This is a genomic window from Pseudomonas sp. NFACC41-3 (genome assembly GCF_900109505.1).
GTDB classification, from domain to species: domain Bacteria; phylum Pseudomonadota; class Gammaproteobacteria; order Pseudomonadales; family Pseudomonadaceae; genus Aquipseudomonas; species Aquipseudomonas chlororaphis.
This window is the reverse complement of the sequence record NZ_FOAE01000001.1, coordinates 1,707,882-1,724,661: the sequence shown is the minus strand read 5'-3', so window position 1 is coordinate 1,724,661 and position 16,780 is coordinate 1,707,882. Positions and strand designations below refer to the sequence as shown.

Sequence of the window (16,780 nt, the reverse complement as noted above, 5' to 3'; positions counted from 1 at the left end):
TAAAAAAAGGAGAAAACCACATGCTCAACCCCGCATTCAGTCAATGGCTGGACGCCGAGGCCCAGGCCTTGGACCTGGGCCACTGCGACCCGCAGCAGGTGCTGGCGCGGCTGGCCGAGGCGCAGGTGCTGCGCATCGGCATTCCGCCCGGGCAGGGCGGTAGCGACGGCGACCTGGGCGACGCCGTGGAGGCGCTGGCCGCGGTGGCCAGCCGTTCCCTGGCGGCGGCCTTTGTGTTCTGGGGCCAGCGGGCCTTTATCGAATACCTGCTGCACAGCCCCAACGCGGCCTTGCGCGAGCGTCTGTTGCCGGACCTGCTCAGCGGCGAACTGGCGGGGGCCACCGGGCTGTCGAACGCCATGAAGTTCCTCTCCGGCATCGAAGCCCTGCAAGTCCGCGCGCAGCCACGGGAGGGTGGTTGGAATCTGAACGGGCGCCTGCACTGGGTGACCAATCTGCGCAAAAGCGGTTTTGTGGTGGCCGCGGCCATCGAGCACGAGCAGGGCGGCGCGCCCTTTATCCTGGCGATCCCCGCGGGCCTGGCCGGCTTGCAACGTTCCGAGGATTTGCAACTGATGGGCTTGCAGTCGAGCAACACCGCGGCGCTGGAGCTGCAGCAGGTGGAGGTCGGCCACGACTGGTTGCTGCACGAGGATGCCAAGGCCTTTCTGCCGGCGGTGCGCCCGGCGTTTCTCGGCTTGCAATGCGGCATGGCCATCGGCCTGGCGCGGCGCGCGCTGGATGAAGTGCAAACTCATCTGCACAGCGGTCGTTCGATCCTGCGCGAGCCGTTGCAGGAGCAACGCCAGCAATTGGAAGAGAGCGTCGACCAGCTCAAGCGCGGCTTGCTGGAGGGGCGTTTCCTGACCCAGCCAGCAGCGCTGTTCCGGCTGCGCATCGCCCTGGCCGAAGCCGCCGCCAACGCCGTGCAACTGGAGTTGCAGGCCAGCGGCGGCAAGGCCTACCTGAGCGAGCATGGCGGCGGTTTTGCCCGGCGCTGGCGCGAGTCGGCCTTCGTGCCGATCGTCACGCCGAGCCTGGTGCAGTTGCGCGCCGAGTTGCAGCGCCAGGCCCGGGACGCGGCGGCATGAGCGCGGCCTTGCTCGAAGCCCGGCAGATCAGCCTCGGCTACCCCGGTGAAGCAGGCTGGCAAGCGGTGCTGGAAGGCTTTGACCTGAGCTTGCAGCCGGGGGAGGTGGTGTCGATCCTCGGCCCCAGCGGTGTCGGCAAGTCCAGCCTGTTGCGGGTCCTGGCCGGCTTGCAGGCGCCCCACAGTGGCAGCGTCAGCCTGCTGGGCCAGACGCTGGACGGGCCGCATCCACGGGTGGCCGTGGCGTTCCAGGACCCCAGCCTGCTGCCCTGGCTGAACCTGGAACACAACGTCGCCTTCGGCCTCGATTTCGCCCGCCAGCCGGCGCTGGACGCCCGGCAGCGCCAGGCGCGGATCGACCAGGCGATTACCGAGGTCGGCTTGCAGCATGCCCGCGGGCATTACCCGGCGCAGCTGTCCGGCGGCATGGCCCAGCGCACCGCGCTGGCCCGTTGCCTGGCGCGCCAGCCGCAGGTGCTGTTGCTCGATGAACCCTTTGGCGCGCTGGACGAAGTCACCCGCGCCGACATGCAGCAACTGCTGCTCAAGGTGATCGCCGAGCACCGCACCGCGGCGCTGCTGATCACCCACGACATCGACGAAGCCCTGCTGCTTTCCGACCGAATTCTGCTACTGGGTAACAGCCCGGCGCGGACCCTCGGCGAGTGGCGCATCGACCTGCCTCAGCCGCGCGCCGAGCTGGTGGAAGAACTGGGCGCCCTGCGTATCGAGATTCTCAAAACCCTTCGGCGGGCGAGCCGCGCTGCACAACCCCAAACCCTGCCTCAGCCTGAACCTCTGTCTCTGTAGGAGCGAAGCTTGCTCGCGATAAAAACGTCAGTGCGGCGCAGGGTCCCAGACACCCTGTCAGCGTTGAGGTCATTCGCGAGCAAGCTTCGCTCCTACATAAGAGCCGGACGAGCCGGATGAGCCGCAAGAGGCGGTAAATGGCCGGGTTCAACCCCTTGCCCGAATGATCGGAGATACACCATGTGCCTGGATGACTTTACCCACAGCCGTCGCGACTTCCTCAAGCTCAGCGCCTTGCTCACCGTCGGCGGCGCCTTGCCGTTGCTCAATAGCCTGCAGGCCCGCGCCGCCGCGGAGCCGGACGCGCCGGTGCGCATCGGCTACCTGCCGATCACCGACGCCACGCCCTTGCTGGTGGCCCATAACAACGGCCTGTTCGAGGCCGAGGGCATCCGCTCCGAGCGCCCGGTGCTGCTGCGCAGTTGGGCGCAGGTGATCGAGGCGTTCATTTCCGGGCAGGTCAATGTGATCCACCTGCTGTCGCCGATGACCATCTGGGCCCGCTATGGCAGTAAGGTGCCGGCCAAGGTGGTGGCCTGGAACCACGTTGGCGGCTCCGGCCTGACGGTGGCGTCGGGCATCACCGAGGTGCGGCAGCTGGGCGGGCAGGCGCTGGCGATTCCGTTCTGGTACTCGATTCACAACGTGGTGGTGCAGCAACTGTTGCGTGACAACGGCCTGACCCCGGTTAGCCGGCCGGCCAGCAGTCCGCTGGCAGCCAACGAGGTCAATCTGCTGGTGCTGCCGCCGTCGGACATGCCGCCGGCCCTGGCCAGCAAGCGCATCGCCGGCTACATAGTCGCCGAACCCTTCAACGCCCTGGCCGAGGAACTCAAGGTCGGCCGGGTGCAGCGCTTTACCGGGGATATCTGGCGCAACCACGCCTGCTGCGTGGTGTTCATGCACGAGCAAGACCTGAACAATCGCCCCGAATGGTCGCAGAAGGTGGTCAACGCCATCGTCAAGGCCCAGCTGTGGACCCGCGACCACCGCGCCGAGGCCGCCACTCTGCTGTCCCGCGACGGCGCCAACCGCTACACCCCGCATGCGCCCCAGGTGCTGAGCCGGGTCCTGGCACCGAGTGCCAGCGCACGCCAGCAGTACCTGGCCGACGGCGCGATCCAGCACGCGCAGTGGGACGAGCAGCGCATCGATTTCCAGCCGTACCCGTTCCCCAGCTACACCGAGGAGCTGGTCAAGCGCCTCAAGGACACCCTGATCGAAGGCGACAAGGGCTTTTTGGCCAGCCTCGACCCGCAGCACACCGCCCGCGATCTGGTGGACGAGCGCTTCGTGCGCAACGCCATCGCGTCGGTCGGCGGGCTCAAGGCATTCGGCTTGCCCGACAGCTTCGAACGCAGCGAGGAGTTCAGCCTCTGATGGCCAAGCGATCCGCATCGAGCCTGCATGGGCTGCTGGGCGTGGCGGGGCTGCTGTGCCTGCTGCTGTTGTGGTGGCTGGGGGTGCGCCTGTTCGGCGACGCCGACGGGCTCGCGGCGCGCTTTTCGCCAGCAGCGACCCTGGCCAGCCTGCTGGAACTGCTGGGCCGCGCCGAGCTGTACGAGCATGTGCTGGTCAGCCTCCAGCGCATCCTGATCGGCCTGGCCCTGGCCTTGCTGGTCGGCGTGCCCCTGGGCCTGCTGATCGGCAGCTACCGCCACCTGGAGGCGGCCACCACCCCGGCGTTCCAGTTCCTGCGGATGATCTCGCCGCTGTCGTGGATGCCGGTGGTGGTGATGCTGATGGGGGTAGGGGACCAGCCGATCTACTTCCTGCTGGCCTTCGCCGCGGTCTGGCCGATCCTGCTCAATACCGCGGCCGGGGTGCGCCAGCTCGACCCGCGCTGGCTGCAACTGAGCCGCAGCCTCAGTGCCACCCGCTGGGAAACCCTGCGCAAGGTGATCCTGCCTGGGGTGCTGGGCCATGTGCTGACCGGCGTGCGCCTGGCCATCGGCATACTGTGGATCGTCCTGGTGCCTTGCGAAATGCTCGGGGTCAGCGCCGGCCTGGGCTATTTCATCCTCGATACCCGCGACCGCCTGGCCTATTCGGAACTGATGGCCATGGTCCTGCTGATCGGCGCCCTGGGCTTTGCCCTGGACAGCCTGGCCCGTGGTCTGCACCGGCGCTGGACGCACTTGCCGTAACGCCGCGACGGGCGCATTGTCAGTGGGAAGTCTGAAGTCATGCTGGCGTTCGATCCGGCGTTGACGCACTGGCGTATAGAGAAGCGGGCGCCGGTGGCCGGCGTGGGCGTCCAGCCTATCTGGAGGTGCGCCATGAGCCAGTATCAACGCTTGTTGCTGGTCATCGACCCGGCAATGCGCCAGTCCCCCGCGATCCCGCGTGCCGCTGCCCTGGCCAAGGCCAGCGGGGCGAGCCTGCATATCGCGGCCTTGCTGAAACCGGCGTCGATTCTTTCCCTGTTCGAGCACAACGTGCGCAATGAAGCGCGCGAACGTTACCGCCTGGGACACCAGGAATGGTTGCAGGAGGAGGTGCATCGCCTGCGCGGCCATGGTGTCAAGGTCAACGGCGAGGTGGCCTGGGCCGACGACCTGCTGGAGGAAATCCTGCAGCACGTCGCGGAAATCCAGCCCGACCTGCTGATCAAGGACGTGCAGCACGAACCGGCGCTCAAACGCGCCTTTCTCACGCCGATGGACTGGCACCTGCTGCGCCAGTGCCCGGTACCGCTGTACCTGATGGGTCGCCACGGCCATACGTTGCCGCAAATGGTGGTCGCGGCGGTCGACCCGTCGCGGCCGGAGTACCAGCACAACGGGCTCAACGACCGGATCATCCACGAAGCCAACAGCCTGGCCCTGCAATGCGATGCCGAGCTGCACCTGCTGCATGCCTATGACGTGTCGTCGGTCTACCTGGGCGATGCCGGGGGCGGTGGCCTGGTGCTGTCGGACCTGACCCGGGAACTGCGGGTGACCCTGGAAAAAGCCTTCCTGGAACTGGCCGAGCGTTATGGCGTGCCCGAGGAACGGCGGCATTTCATCCTCGGACAGCCGGTCACCGTGCTGGCCAACTTCGTCACCGAGAACCAGGCCGACGTGCTGGTCATGGGCCGAGTGCATCGCCAGGGCCTGGAGAAACTGGTGGGCAGCACCACCGAGCACGCGCTGTATCAGGTGCCCTGCAGCCTGCTGGCGCTGTAGCCGGGCGCCTTGGGAGGTGAGACATGAGCGAATATCCGTCATTGCAGATGACCCTGCGCAACCGTCAGGCGGCCGGGCAAGGGCTGGTCGCGCCGTTGCAGAAATACAGCCGCCGGCCCGAGGTGATCGTGCTGGCGTTGCCCCGGGGCGGGGTGCCGGTGGCCTGGGAAATCGCCCGGGCCCTGGAGGTGCGGCTGGACCTGATGCTGGTGCGCAAGCTTGGCGTGCCCGGCCATGAAGAACTGGCGATGGGCGCCATCGCCAGCGGTGGTATCCGTATCCTCAATCAGGATGTCCTGAGCAGCCATCACCTCGGTGATGCCGCGCTGCAAGCGGTGACCATACGGGAAACCCAGGAGTTGCAGCGCCGCGAACGGGTCTACCGTGGCGACCGGGCCGCGCCCGACCTGCGTGACCAGGTGGTGATCCTGGTGGACGACGGGCTGGCCACCGGCGCCTCGATGCACGCCGCGGTACAGGCGGCGCGCCTGCAGCACCCGGCGCGGATCGTGGTGGCCGTGCCCCTGGCGCCGCAGGAAACCGTCGACACCCTGAGTTTCGAGGTCGACGAGCTGATCTGCCCGATCACGCCCCTGTGGTTCGTGTCGATCGGCAATGGTTACGCGGACTTTGCCCAGACCTCGGACGAGGAGGTGATCGACCTGTTGCAGCGCGCCTGGCAGCGGCCCTGCGAAGGCGGTTCGGCATGAAGGCCCGGGCTGCCTGAAAGCGGGCGCTCCGGAACCAAAACCGCCGTTGCCCCTCCAAGCTGTGCCCGGCGCTGCGTGCAGGCCGGGCGAGGGATCCATGGGCGACGGATTTTTGCCATTGAGGTGACGACCGCAACGGTCTGGCACAGGGCAAAACATGAAACAAGGCTTCAAGCTTCTCTGTGCAGTGTTGTTCGCCGCTGGCCTGGGCGGTTGCATTGCTGCCCCCATCGAAATGACCGCGCAGACCGAGCAACGCCTGCGCGCCCAGGCGCCGATCCGCTTTCTGTTGACCTTCGACGACGGTCCCAGCGCTTCCAACTTTTACAACCCGACCGAACGGGTGCTCGACGACCTGCTCGACAATCCACTGCAACCGGCGATCAAAGCGGTGTTCTTCGTCCAGACCCGCGCTTCGCGGGCCGGCGGCAGCGACATCGGCCGGCGGCTGATGGCCCGCGAGCATGCCGAGGGCCATGTGCTGGGCTTTCATACCGCCACGCCGAGGCACACCAACCATCGCTCGCTCGACCCGCCGGAACTGGAGGCGTCCCTGAACAACGGCAGCGCCGATATCGCGCTGATCACCGGCGTGCCGCCGAGCCTGGTGCGCCCGCCATTCTGGAACTACGACAAACGCACCTTCGCCGCCTACCAACGGCATGGCCTGCATGTGTTGCTCACCGACCTCAGCGCCAACGATGGCAAGGTCTGGGGCTTCAACGCCAGCCCACGGCGCCGGGCCAATATGCTGCGCCAGCTGTCGCAGGTACGCGAACGCATTGCCCTGGGCCAACTGCCGACGGTGGACGGAGCGATCCCGGTGGTGGTGACCTTCCACGACCTCAATCGCTACACCGCCCGCCACACCCGGGAATACCTGCAGATCCTGCTCGACAGCGCCCAGGCCACCGGCCTTGCGACCGCGTCCAAGCCGTTCTACGACGATACCGCGGCGCTGCAACGGGCGGTCATGGCCCGTACTGTCGCCCGCAGCGAGCAGCCGGTGCGCTTGCCGGGGCTGTGGAACTGGCTGTGGGACAGGAATTCCCATTGAGCAGGCGTGACCGTTCGCATTGGACAAGACATGACCGTCGGTCCGCCAGTGCCTCGCCAGGATCGAATAAAACGCTGATTTTACAGTCACATGGGTGGTTGCAGGCGCCGGCGCCGCCGGTTCGCACAGGGCCCGCTGCGTTGCCGGGCAGCTTTGCCAACCCATCGTTCTGACCCAGGTTCTAGGACACTTCCATGAAGCGACTCGCGACACTCACCCTGACCCTTTGCTCCACGCTGCTGCTGGGTGGCTGCTACCCCCATTGGGAGGACGGCCGACGCTACGATCGCGACCATGACGGTTGGCGCGACCACAGCCGTTATGACCGCGATTACTACCGCGACCGCGACCGCGACCGCGATCGTGACGACGACCGTTACGACCGCCGCTACGACCGGCGGGACAAGGACGGGCGTTATCGTCGCGACCGTGACGATGACGACGATGATGATTGAGTCGCCGGGCGCTTTTCGCCCGATATGACAACGGCGCCCGAGGGCGCCGTTGTCGTGTGTGCCGGGCGTTACTTCACCGCATAGAACTTGCGCACATAGGCCGTGCTGTGCCACGCGCAGGGCGTGCCCTGGGCAACGAACAGCGTAGCGCCGGGGCCGGCGCTCAGGCGGCTACCGTCCGCGCCCTCGAGGGTCACGCTGCCTTCCACCAGGTGCATCAGTTCATTGAGCTTGTGCGGCCGGCCATGGCGGCGGTACGGCGTGGAATCCCAGACCCCGATCCGCAGGTCGCAGGCGTCGTCCTCGAAGGCGTTGCGCGAGCGGCATTGCGGTTCCGCGCCGATCAGAATCTGCGGCTCGGGAGCCGCCGAGGGCGAGAGCATGGCCCGCGGGTCGAGCAGCGTCAGGCCCGGTTCGGCGCCCGCCGCGGCACGGTTCACCGCGCAGAAGGCCCAGAGCGTGCCGGGCTCGGCCTCGAGCTTGAAGGCGCTGCCGCGGCCGATCACCACGCTGGCGCCGGGGGCCAGTTCCAGGGCCTGTTCCCCAGACGGCTCGGCGCTGTAGAGCAACACCTTGCCGGCGTGCACCACGAGCATTTCGATGTGGGGGAAATCCTCGCTGGCAAAACGTCCGCTGGTGCGCACGACACCGGCGGCAATGCCGTCGCTGCCGTTATAGGCAACCAGCCGATCGGCGCCGAAGGGGTCGTCACTGCCCAGGGCAGCAGGGGTGAACAGGCTGGCGTCGTAGCGGCCGTCGGCGCCTGCCAGCAGCAAAGCGGCGGGTGTGGACATGTAAAGGACTCTCTGGAGTGTTGGAAAAAGGCGCCGCGACCCAGGGGCTCGCGGCGTTGCGGGTCAACCGATGGCCTGGGTCACCAGGGCGAACTGGCGTACGTTGCCGAGCGCCCGGGGCGGGGTGCCGCGGGCCATCTGCGCGACCTGATCGACCTGTTTCAGGCCGGCGCTTTCCAGCCATTCGGCCAGGCCGCAGTCGGCCGGAATATCGATGCGCACGAAGGCATCGGCAACCTTGCTCAGCAGGCTGGCGATCATCTGCCGGGCCTGCTCGGCGGTTTCCGCGACCACCGGGCCGATGCAGCGGCCACGGCCGAACGGCCGCAGCAGGGCGAAGGCGCGCAACTGGCCGTCGCGTTCGATGCCGACGCCGTGCTCGACCACCGTGAACAGGTCTTCCAGCACCTGGTGGCGGTCCAGGCCGCTGCCGGCGTTGGCCAGGCTCAGCTGGCGCAGGCGGTCGGCCTTGCGCAGCGGCCGGCAGCTTTCACCGGCGGGCAGGGCGCCCACCTCCGGCACCCGCACCTGGCCCTGATGCTGCTGGATCACGCCGAACTCGACGAAGCCCTGGCTGGCATACAGCGGCGCGCCGGCCAGGGTGGCGTTGAGGATCGGCGTGCGCGACTCGCAGGCGTGCAGGGCCTTTTCCATCAGGGCCCGGCCGATGCCCTGGCCCTGGTAGTCGCCGCTGACGATCACCAGGCCGATGGTGGCGTAGTCCCCTTGCAGGCAAGCGAAGGCGCTGCCGATCAGGCGCTCGCCGTCTTCCACCACGAAGCCCTGGCCGACCCGCTGCAACATCGCCCAGTCTTCCAGGCGATGGGGCCACTTCAATTGCACGGACAGGGCGTGGGCCGCCGGCAAGTCGGCGACAGTCATCGGGCGGTACACATAAGCAGGGCGAGGGGTGGCGGACATGGCAAGACTCCGTGAAAAAGATAAGTGCGATCGTCGGCGATGCGCCTGTATCCCATCTGCGATCACGCCTGGCAAGAGCCCCGCGGCGATTCGGCAGAATCCCTAAAAGACCGGCCGGCAGACCACAGTAACTACTTAAAAGGGGCCCAAGGTCGGCAGCAAATGCTTGGGCTTTTTTCCTAGGATGGAGGCCTGGTTTTTACCGGCCGGGCCGGCCTTCGCCGACCTTATTGCCGCCTTCAAGTGGAGTGCTCCATGGATAGCTTCGATCCTCGTCTTGTCGCTGTGCGCAGCGCTCATTTCATTGCCGGCCAGTACCGCGACGCCGCGCCCGGGCTGGAGGTCTCGCGACCGTCGGACGGCCAGGCCTACGGGCAGTTGCCAATCGCCGACGCCGGGCTGGTGGACGAGGCGGTGAACAACGCCTGGCAGGCCTTCGCCCGCTCCGACTGGGCCAGCCGTCCGCCCCGGGAGCGGGCGCGGGTGATGCGGCGCTGGGCCGACCTGGTGGAAGCCGACGCGGCGATCCTGGCGCCGCTGGAGGCGGTGGGTTCGACTCGGCCGCACCAGGATGTGATCGGCTGGGACATTCCCTATGTCGCCGAAGGCATCCGCTTTTTCGCCGAGCTGGCGGACAAGCACGGCGGTTCGCTGGCCGCCACCCAGACCGACCGCCTGGGCATGCAGATCGCCGAACCCTACGGGGTGATCGCCGCCATCGCGCCGTGGAATTTCCCGCTGAGCATGGCCTCGTGGAAAGTCGCCCCGGCCCTGGCCGCCGGTAACGCGGTGGTGCTCAAGCCCTCGGAGCTGACGCCGTTTTCCAGCCTGCGGTTCGCCGAACTGGCGCTGCAGGCGGGGGTTCCGGCGGGCATCTTCAACGTGGTGCAGGGCGACGGCCGGGTCACCGGCGATGCCCTGTGTCGCCATCCGCGGGTGGCCAAGGTGACCTTCACCGGTTCCACCGCCACCGGCTCGAGCATCATGTCCACCTGCGCCCTGGTCGGCCCCAAGCCGGTGACCCTGGAGCTGGGCGGCAAGAGCCCGCAACTGGTGTTCGCCGACGTGCCGGACCTCGCCAGGACCGCGCGCACCGTGGCCATGGCCATCACCGGCAACGCCGGGCAGGTGTGCGTCTCCGGCTCGCGGCTGCTGATCGAGCGCTCGGTCATGCAGCCCTTCGTCGAGCACCTGCGGGCGTACTTCGAACAATTGCGCCCGGGGCCGACCTGGTCGTCGGCCAGCACGCTGTCGCCGATCATTTCCCGGCAGCAGGCCCAGCGCATCGACGGCATCGTCCAGCGTTCGCGCCAGGCCGGCGCCGAGGTGCTCTGCGGCGGCGGGCTGTTCGACGGCCTGGGCGGCGCCTATTACCAGCCGACCCTGCTGACCGGCCTGGACAACCGCAACCCGGCGGTCTGCGAGGAGATCTTCGGCCCGGTGCTGACGGTGCAGGCCTTCGACGACGAAGCCGAGGCCCTGGCCCTGGCCGAGCATGCCACCTACGGCCTGGCCGCCGGGGTGCACACCGCCGACATCAACCGCGCCCTGCGCCTGGTCCGGCGCCTGGAAGCCGGCACGGTGTGGGTCAACCGCTATGGGCGCAGCAACGACTACATCCTGCCCACCGGCGGCTACAAGCGCTCCGGCATCGGCAAGGACCTGGGGCGCGAAGCCTTCGAGGCCAACCTGCGCTTCAAGAGCGTGCTGATCGATATCGCCGGCTGAAAACCGTGATCGACAGGGGCGGGTGAGCGGCGCGGTACGAAGTATGCATTGAACCTGCCGGCGCGGCCGCAGGCCGGCCGCCACCGGTTGGGGATCGACCGGCAGACACTCTGCGATTCGGCGAAACGGGCGCTTCCAGACGGGGGCGCCCGTTTTCGTTGGGGCCGGCGCAGGTTCTGCGGCGACCGGGCCCGGACTTGAGCCCCGGCGGCCGGCAAAGGTCCATAAAAGCGCATGAATACGGGCTTTGCCCAAGGCTGGCGCGCCCCGCAAAGTCTGCTGAGGGCGCCCCGAAAAACGGTGGTTTGTATCGAGCAGCCCGCGCTTTTAACGCCATCTGCTGATTTCACGGTGTTGTAATGAAGCTGTGATTGCAACGCTGCATCAGGGCTCCGGCAGCCGCGCTCTTGCGTGTCACGCCATGACCTCAACGAACTTCAGGACCGCACTCAATGAGCTTTCTTCGTCCCAAATTCATTACGTTCGACTGCTACGGTACGCTGACCAACTTCCACATGGGCACCATGACCCGCGAGCTGTTCGCCGACCGCGTCGGCCCTGAACAGATGGACCAGTTCGTCAAGGACTTCTCGGCCTACCGCCTGGACCAGGTCATGGGCGACTGGAGGCCCTACGACGAGATCCTCAAGACCGCGCTGGCGCGGACCTGCAAGCGCTGGGGCGTCGAGTACCGCGGCGAAGGCCAGCTGTACTACGACGCCGTGCCGACCTGGGGCCCCCATCCAGACGTGCCGGCCGGCCTGTCGAAGATCGCCGACAAGATCCCCCTGGTGATCTTCTCCAACGCCAGCGACAGCCAGATCATGTCCAACGTCGACAAGCTCGGCGCGCCGTTCCACAAGGTCTTCACCGCCGAACAGGCGCAAGCCTACAAACCACGCCTGGCGGCCTTCGAGTTCATGCTCGACAACCTCGGCTGCGGCCCGGAAGACATCCTGCATGTGTCCTCCAGCTTCCGTTACGACCTGATGCCGGCCCATGACATGAAGATCAAGCACAAGGCTTTCGTCGCCCGTGGCCACGAACAGCCGGCCAACGCCATCTACGGCTACCAGCAGATCCCGGACATCGGCGGCCTGGCTGGGCTGGTCGGGCTCTGATCGGTCATGGGCGCTCTTCAAGGCTGGGTCAGGGAGTCAGGCATGGGCAGTGAATCCTATTGGCTCGACAGTGCGCCGGCCTTCACCGGGGCACAGAGCGGCGCGCTGCCGGACAGCGTCGACGTGGCGATCGTCGGTGGCGGTTTCACCGGGCTGTCCGCGGCCCGCGCGCTGGCCATGAAGGGCGCCCGGGTGGTGGTGCTGGAAGCCGGCCGGGTGATCGGCGAAGCCTCCGGGCGCAACGGCGGCCAATGCAACACCGGGGTGGCCCAGGATTACGCCGCCCTCAGCGCCAGCCTCGGCGCCGAACGCGCGCGGGCCTATTACCAGGCCTATGAGCGGGCGGTGCAGAGCGTGGTGGCGCTGGTGGCGCAGGAGGGCATCGGTTGCGACCTCAAGCGCAATGGCAAGCTCAAGCTGGCGGCCAAGCCCCTGCATTACGAAGGGCTGGCGCGCACCTGCGAGCTGATCCGCCGCGAGGTCGATGCCGATGTCGAGCTGCTGTCCGCCGAGCAAGTGCGCGGCGAAGTCGATTCCGCCGGTTTTCACGGCGGCCTGTTGCAGCGCAACGGCGTGCAGATGCACGTCGGGCGCTTCGGCATCGGCCTGGCGCACGCCGCGGCGCGCCATGGCGCGCTGATCTATCAGGACTGTGCGGTCCAAGGCTGGCAGGGCAACAGTGGCGGCTACCGGCTCGACACCGCGCGCGGTTCGTTGCAGGCGCGGCAGATTCTGCTGGCCACCGGCGCCTGCCAGCATGGCGACCTCGGCTGGTACCGGCGGCGCATCGTGCCGGTGGGCAGCTTCGTGGTGACCACCGAGGTGCTGCCGCAGGCCCTGGTCGAGCGGCTGCTGCCGCAGCAGCGCTCCTATGTCACCAGTCGCACCATCGGCAACTACTTCCGCCTGACCCCGGATAATCGCCTGCTGTTCGGCGGCCGGGCGCGCTTCGCCATGTCCAGCCCGAGCTCCGATGCCAAGAGCGGCAAGGTGCTGCAGGCGGCCATGGTGCAGATGTTCCCGCAACTGGCCGGGGTCGCTATCGACTACTGCTGGGGCGGGCTGGTGGACATGACCAGCGACCGGCTGCCCCGGGCCGGCGAACGCAACGGCATCTACCACGCCATGGGCTACAGCGGCCATGGCGTGCAGATGTCGGTACACATGGGCCAGGTCATGGCCGAGGTCATGGACGGCGCCAATCCATCCCTCAACCCCTGGCAAGACCTGGGATGGCCGGCGATTCCCGGGCACTTCGGCAAGCCCTGGTTCCTGCCGCTGGTAGGGGCTTACTACCGCCTCCAGGACTATCTGCACTGAGTTTGCTTCACCGTCGTTTTGCGTTTCCAGGACGCTCCGGTCAACCGCGAGCACTCGAGCCTTCTCATTATTCGACAGGTAGAACTGCTATGACTGACAACAAAGTCGATCCGCAACTGATTTCCGGCGAAGAAAGCCTGCGGGTTTTCGAAGGCCTGAACCGTGGCATGTCCCGCCGCAGCGCCTTGCGCATGCTCGGCGTGGCCGGTGTCGCCGCCGCGGGCGCCGGCAGCCTGTTCGGCAGTGCCGGCACCTTGCTCGCCAGCGACAGCGCGGCGCCAGCCAAGGGCAAGCCGGGCGGGCGCATCCGCGTCGCCGGGATGTCCAGTTCCACCGCCGACACCCTCGACCCGGCCCGGGGCGCGCTGTCCACCGACTATGTGCGGCACTTCATGTTCTACAACGGCCTGACCCGCTTCGACAGCCACCTGGTGCCGCAGCTGGAGTTGGCCGAGCGCATCGACAATACCGACGCCACGTTGTGGATCATCACCCTGCGCAAGGACGTGACCTTCCATAACGGCAAGGGCCTGACCGCCGCCGACGTGGTGTTCTCGCTGTCGCGGCACAAGGACCCGGCCACTGGTTCCAAGGTCATGCCGCTGATGGAGCAGTTCGCCGAGATCAAGGCCACCGGCACCCATGAGGTGCAGATCCGCCTCAAGGCGCCGAACGCCGAGCTGCCGTCGATCCTCGCGGTCTCGCACCTGCTGATCGTGCCCGAAGGCACCACCGACTTCAGCCAGGGCATCGGCACCGGGCCGTTCAAGGTCAAGGAGTTCAAGCCGGGCGTGCGCTCGGTCTCCGCGCGCAACCCGAACTACTGGAAGCCGGGCCTGCCGTACCTGGACGAGATCGAGTTCATCGCCATCGCCGACGAGCCGTCGCGGGTCAACGCCTTGCTCTCCGGGGACGTGAACCTGATCAACGAAGTCAACCCGCGTTCCACCGCGCGCATCGCCGCCAGCGTCGGGCACCGGGTGGTGGACGCGCCGTCGGGCAACTACACCGACCTGATCATTCGCCAGGACCAGTTGCCCGGCCAGAGCCCGGAGTTCACCCAGGCGCTGAAGCACCTGCTGGACCGCGAACAGGTCAAGTCCGCGGTGTTCCGTGGCTACGCCGTGGTCGGCAACGACCACCCGATCGCCCCGGGTTCGCGTTACTACAACGCCGACCTGCCGCAGACCCCGTACGACCCGGAAAAGGCCCGTTTCCTGCTGAAAAAGGCCGGCATGGAGAAGGTCAGCATGCCGCTGGTGGCCTCGCCGGCCGCCACCGGTTCGGTGGACATCGCCGTGCTCTTGCAGCAGTCGGCCAAGCAGGCCGGGCTGACCCTCAACGTCAACCGCCTGCCCAGCGACGGCTACTGGTCCAACCACTGGATGAAGCACCCGCTGAGCTTCGGCAACATCAACCCGCGGCCGAACGCCGACGTGATCTTCTCGCAGTTCTTCCAGTCCAGCGCGCCATGGAACGAATCGGGCTGGAAGAACGAGCAGTTCGACCAGTTGCTGATGCTGGCCCGCGGCGAGACCGACGACGCCAAGCGCAGCACGATGTACGCCGACATGCAGACCCTGGTGCACGACCACTGCGGCATCGGCATCCCGGTGTTCATCAGCAACATCGACGGGGTCGACCAGCGCATCAAGGGCTATGGCAGCAATCCCCTGGGCGGCTTCATGGGCTACATGTTCGCCGAGCAGGTGTGGCTGGACGCGTGAGGGGCGAAAGCAGATTCCGTCGGGGCTGCAAGGCAGGAGGGAAGGGCGATGAATAGCAACACACTGTGGTTGATCGCGCGGCGCATGGGCGCCGCGGTCGTGACCTTGTTGATCGTGTCCATGGTGGTGTTCGCCATCACCGCGGTGCTGCCGGGGGACGCGGCGCAACAGGCCCTGGGGCAGTTCGCCACGCCGGAACAGGTGGCGGCGCTGCGCCTGAAACTGGGCCTGGACCAGCCCGGTGTGGTGCGTTACCTGCACTGGCTGCTCAGCCTGCTGGCCGGCGACATGGGCACCTCGGTGTCCAACGCCATGCCGGTCAGCGAGCTGATGGCCGGGCGGGTGCCCAACACCCTGATGCTGGCGGCGGTGACCGCGGTGGTCTCGGTGCCGCTGGCGCTGACCCTGGGCATCGGCTCGGCCATGGGCCGCGGCGGGCGCCTGGACAGCCTCCTGAGCTTCATCACCCTGGCCCTGGTGGCGGTGCCGGAGTTCCTGGTGGCGACCCTGGCGGTGCTGGTGTTCGCGGTGAACCTGGGCTGGCTGTCGGCCTTGTCCTACGCCAGCGAAACCCACTCGCCGCTGCAGTTCCTGCGCACCTACGCCTTGCCGGTGATGACCCTGTGCTTCGTCATCGTCGCGCAGATGGCGCGCATGACCCGCGCCGCGGTGATCGACCAGCTCGATAGCCCCTACGTGGAAATGGCCCGGCTCAAGGGCGTCAGCCCGGTGCGCATCGTGCTGCGCCACGCCTTGCCCAACGCCATCGGGCCGATCGCCAACGCGGTGGCGCTGAGCCTGTCGTACCTGCTGGGCGGGGTGGTGATCGTCGAGACCATCTTCAATTATCCCGGGATCGCCAGCCTGATGGTCGACGCCGTGACCAACCGCGACATGGCGCTGGTGCAGGCCTGCACCATGCTGTTCTGCACGGCCTACCTGGGCTTGGTGCTGATTGCCGACCTGTGCGCGATTCTTTCCAATCCGAGGCTGAGAAACCAATGACCAATCTCATGGTGAAGTCGACGCCGGCCACGCCTGACCTGGCGCTGGGCAAGGTGTCCCACGGGCCTTCCTGGCTCGGCCTGACCGGGGCCGCGATGTGTGTGCTGTGGCTGCTGGTGGCGCTGTTCGGCCCCTGGCTGGCGCCGCACCCGGTGGGCGAAGTGGTGTCCGCCAATGTGTTCGACGCCATGGGCGCGGCCTATCCGTTCGGCACCGATTACCTGGGCCGCGACATGCTCAGCCGGGTGCTGGTGGGCGCGCGGTTCACCGTCGGCCTGGCGCTGATTTCCGCGGTCCTGGCCAGCGGCCTGGGCACCGCCTGCGCCTTGCTCTCGGTGGTCGCGCCGAAATGGCTGGATGAAGTCATCAGCCGCCTGATGGACGCCTTTATCTCCATCCCCAGCAAGATGCTGGCGCTGATCATGGTCTCGGCCTTCGGCTCCTCGGTGGTGCTGCTGGTGTGCACCGCGGTGCTGAGCTTCACCCCCGGGGCGTTCCGTATCGCCCGCAGCCTGGCGGTGAATATCGAAGCCCTGGAGTACGTGCAGGTGGCCCGCACCCGCGGCGAGCGCCGGCTGTACATCGCCTGCGTGGAGATCCTGCCGAACATGCTCAACCCGGTGCTCACCGACCTTGGCCTGCGCTTCGGCTTCATCGTCCTGCTGCTCAGCGGCATGAGCTTCCTTGGCCTGGGCGTGCAGCCGCCGGACGCCGACCTCGGTTCGCTGGTGCGCGAGAACATCGGCGGCCTCAACCAGGGCGCGCCGGCCATCGTCATCCCGGCGCTGGCCATCGGTACCCTGACCATTGGCGTGAACCTGTTCATCGACAGGATCTCGTCGCGCCGCAGCCGCCGTCCGGGAGGTCATTGA

The 16,780-nt window shown here is 67.3% G+C and carries 16 protein-coding genes; 14 read left to right on the top strand and 2 right to left on the bottom strand.

Translation table 11 applies throughout. From position 1 onward, the window contains the following. Window positions 1-20: 20 nt before the first annotated feature. The 8 genes from BMY68_RS07795 to BMY68_RS07760 all read left to right on the top strand — a co-directional run bounded on the left by BMY68_RS07795 (window position 21) and on the right by BMY68_RS07760 (window position 7,292). Complete coding sequence (locus BMY68_RS07795; protein WP_085530754.1) at window positions 21-1,091, top strand: acyl-CoA dehydrogenase family protein; 1,071 nt, start codon at window positions 21-23, stop codon at window positions 1,089-1,091. Then, entirely contained in the window at window positions 1,088-1,900 is an 813-nt protein-coding gene (locus BMY68_RS07790; protein WP_085530755.1) for an ABC transporter ATP-binding protein, read from the top strand. Before BMY68_RS07795 ends, BMY68_RS07790 begins: the two co-directional genes overlap by 4 nt. Before the next feature lie 180 nt (window positions 1,901-2,080). Beyond that, a complete protein-coding gene (locus tag BMY68_RS07785) occupies window positions 2,081-3,280 on the top strand; it encodes an ABC transporter substrate-binding protein (RefSeq protein ID WP_085530756.1) in 1,200 nt (399 codons plus the stop codon). Next, a complete protein-coding gene (locus BMY68_RS07780) occupies window positions 3,280-4,047 on the top strand; it encodes an ABC transporter permease (RefSeq protein ID WP_085530757.1) in 768 nt (255 codons plus the stop codon). Before BMY68_RS07785 ends, BMY68_RS07780 begins: the two co-directional genes overlap by 1 nt. 132 nt (window positions 4,048-4,179) lie before the next feature. Further along, on the top strand, window positions 4,180-5,070 hold the full coding sequence (locus BMY68_RS07775) for a universal stress protein (RefSeq protein ID WP_085530758.1): 891 nt from the start codon (window positions 4,180-4,182) through the stop codon (window positions 5,068-5,070). 23 nt (window positions 5,071-5,093) lie between these two features. Further along, entirely contained in the window at window positions 5,094-5,780 is a 687-nt protein-coding gene (locus BMY68_RS07770) for a phosphoribosyltransferase (protein ID WP_085530759.1), read from the top strand. Window positions 5,781-5,937: 157 nt separating this feature from the next. Beyond that, window positions 5,938-6,837: a polysaccharide deacetylase family protein gene (locus BMY68_RS07765; protein WP_085530760.1), complete on the top strand. Its 900-nt coding sequence runs from the start codon at window positions 5,938-5,940 to the stop codon at window positions 6,835-6,837. A 194-nt stretch (window positions 6,838-7,031) separates the two neighbouring features. Next, window positions 7,032-7,292, top strand: coding sequence for a hypothetical protein (locus BMY68_RS07760; protein ID WP_085530761.1), 261 nt, complete (start codon window positions 7,032-7,034; stop codon window positions 7,290-7,292). Window positions 7,293-7,360: 68 nt separating this feature from the next. Here the strand turns inward: BMY68_RS07760 and BMY68_RS07755 are convergent, their stop codons facing one another. Next, window positions 7,361-8,086, bottom strand: coding sequence for a cupin domain-containing protein (locus tag BMY68_RS07755; protein ID WP_085530762.1), 726 nt, complete (start codon window positions 8,084-8,086; stop codon window positions 7,361-7,363). 63 nt (window positions 8,087-8,149) lie between these two features. After that, complete coding sequence (locus BMY68_RS07750; protein ID WP_085530763.1) at window positions 8,150-9,007, bottom strand: GNAT family N-acetyltransferase; 858 nt, start codon at window positions 9,005-9,007, stop codon at window positions 8,150-8,152. Between the two features lie 255 nt (window positions 9,008-9,262). Here BMY68_RS07750 and BMY68_RS07745 point away from each other — a divergent pair, with 255 nt between their 5' ends. The 6 genes from BMY68_RS07745 (at window position 9,263) to BMY68_RS07720 (ending at window position 16,780) form a co-directional block, all read left to right on the top strand. Then, window positions 9,263-10,735, top strand: a complete 1,473-nt coding sequence (locus BMY68_RS07745) for an aldehyde dehydrogenase family protein (RefSeq protein WP_085530764.1) — start codon at window positions 9,263-9,265, stop codon at window positions 10,733-10,735. Between the two features lie 452 nt (window positions 10,736-11,187). After that, window positions 11,188-11,856 (top strand): haloacid dehalogenase type II, encoded by a 669-nt coding sequence (locus BMY68_RS07740; RefSeq protein ID WP_085530765.1) that lies wholly within the window; start codon window positions 11,188-11,190, stop codon window positions 11,854-11,856. 42 nt (window positions 11,857-11,898) lie between these two features. Continuing rightward, complete coding sequence (locus BMY68_RS07735) at window positions 11,899-13,176, top strand: NAD(P)/FAD-dependent oxidoreductase (protein WP_085530766.1); 1,278 nt, start codon at window positions 11,899-11,901, stop codon at window positions 13,174-13,176. 89 nt (window positions 13,177-13,265) lie between these two features. After that, window positions 13,266-14,903: an ABC transporter substrate-binding protein gene (locus tag BMY68_RS07730; RefSeq protein WP_085530767.1), complete on the top strand. Its 1,638-nt coding sequence runs from the start codon at window positions 13,266-13,268 to the stop codon at window positions 14,901-14,903. Window positions 14,904-14,951: 48 nt separating this feature from the next. Next, window positions 14,952-15,908, top strand: coding sequence for an ABC transporter permease (locus BMY68_RS07725; protein ID WP_085530768.1), 957 nt, complete (start codon window positions 14,952-14,954; stop codon window positions 15,906-15,908). Next, window positions 15,905-16,780 (top strand): ABC transporter permease, encoded by an 876-nt coding sequence (locus tag BMY68_RS07720; protein WP_009044026.1) that lies wholly within the window; start codon window positions 15,905-15,907, stop codon window positions 16,778-16,780. Before BMY68_RS07725 ends, BMY68_RS07720 begins: the two co-directional genes overlap by 4 nt.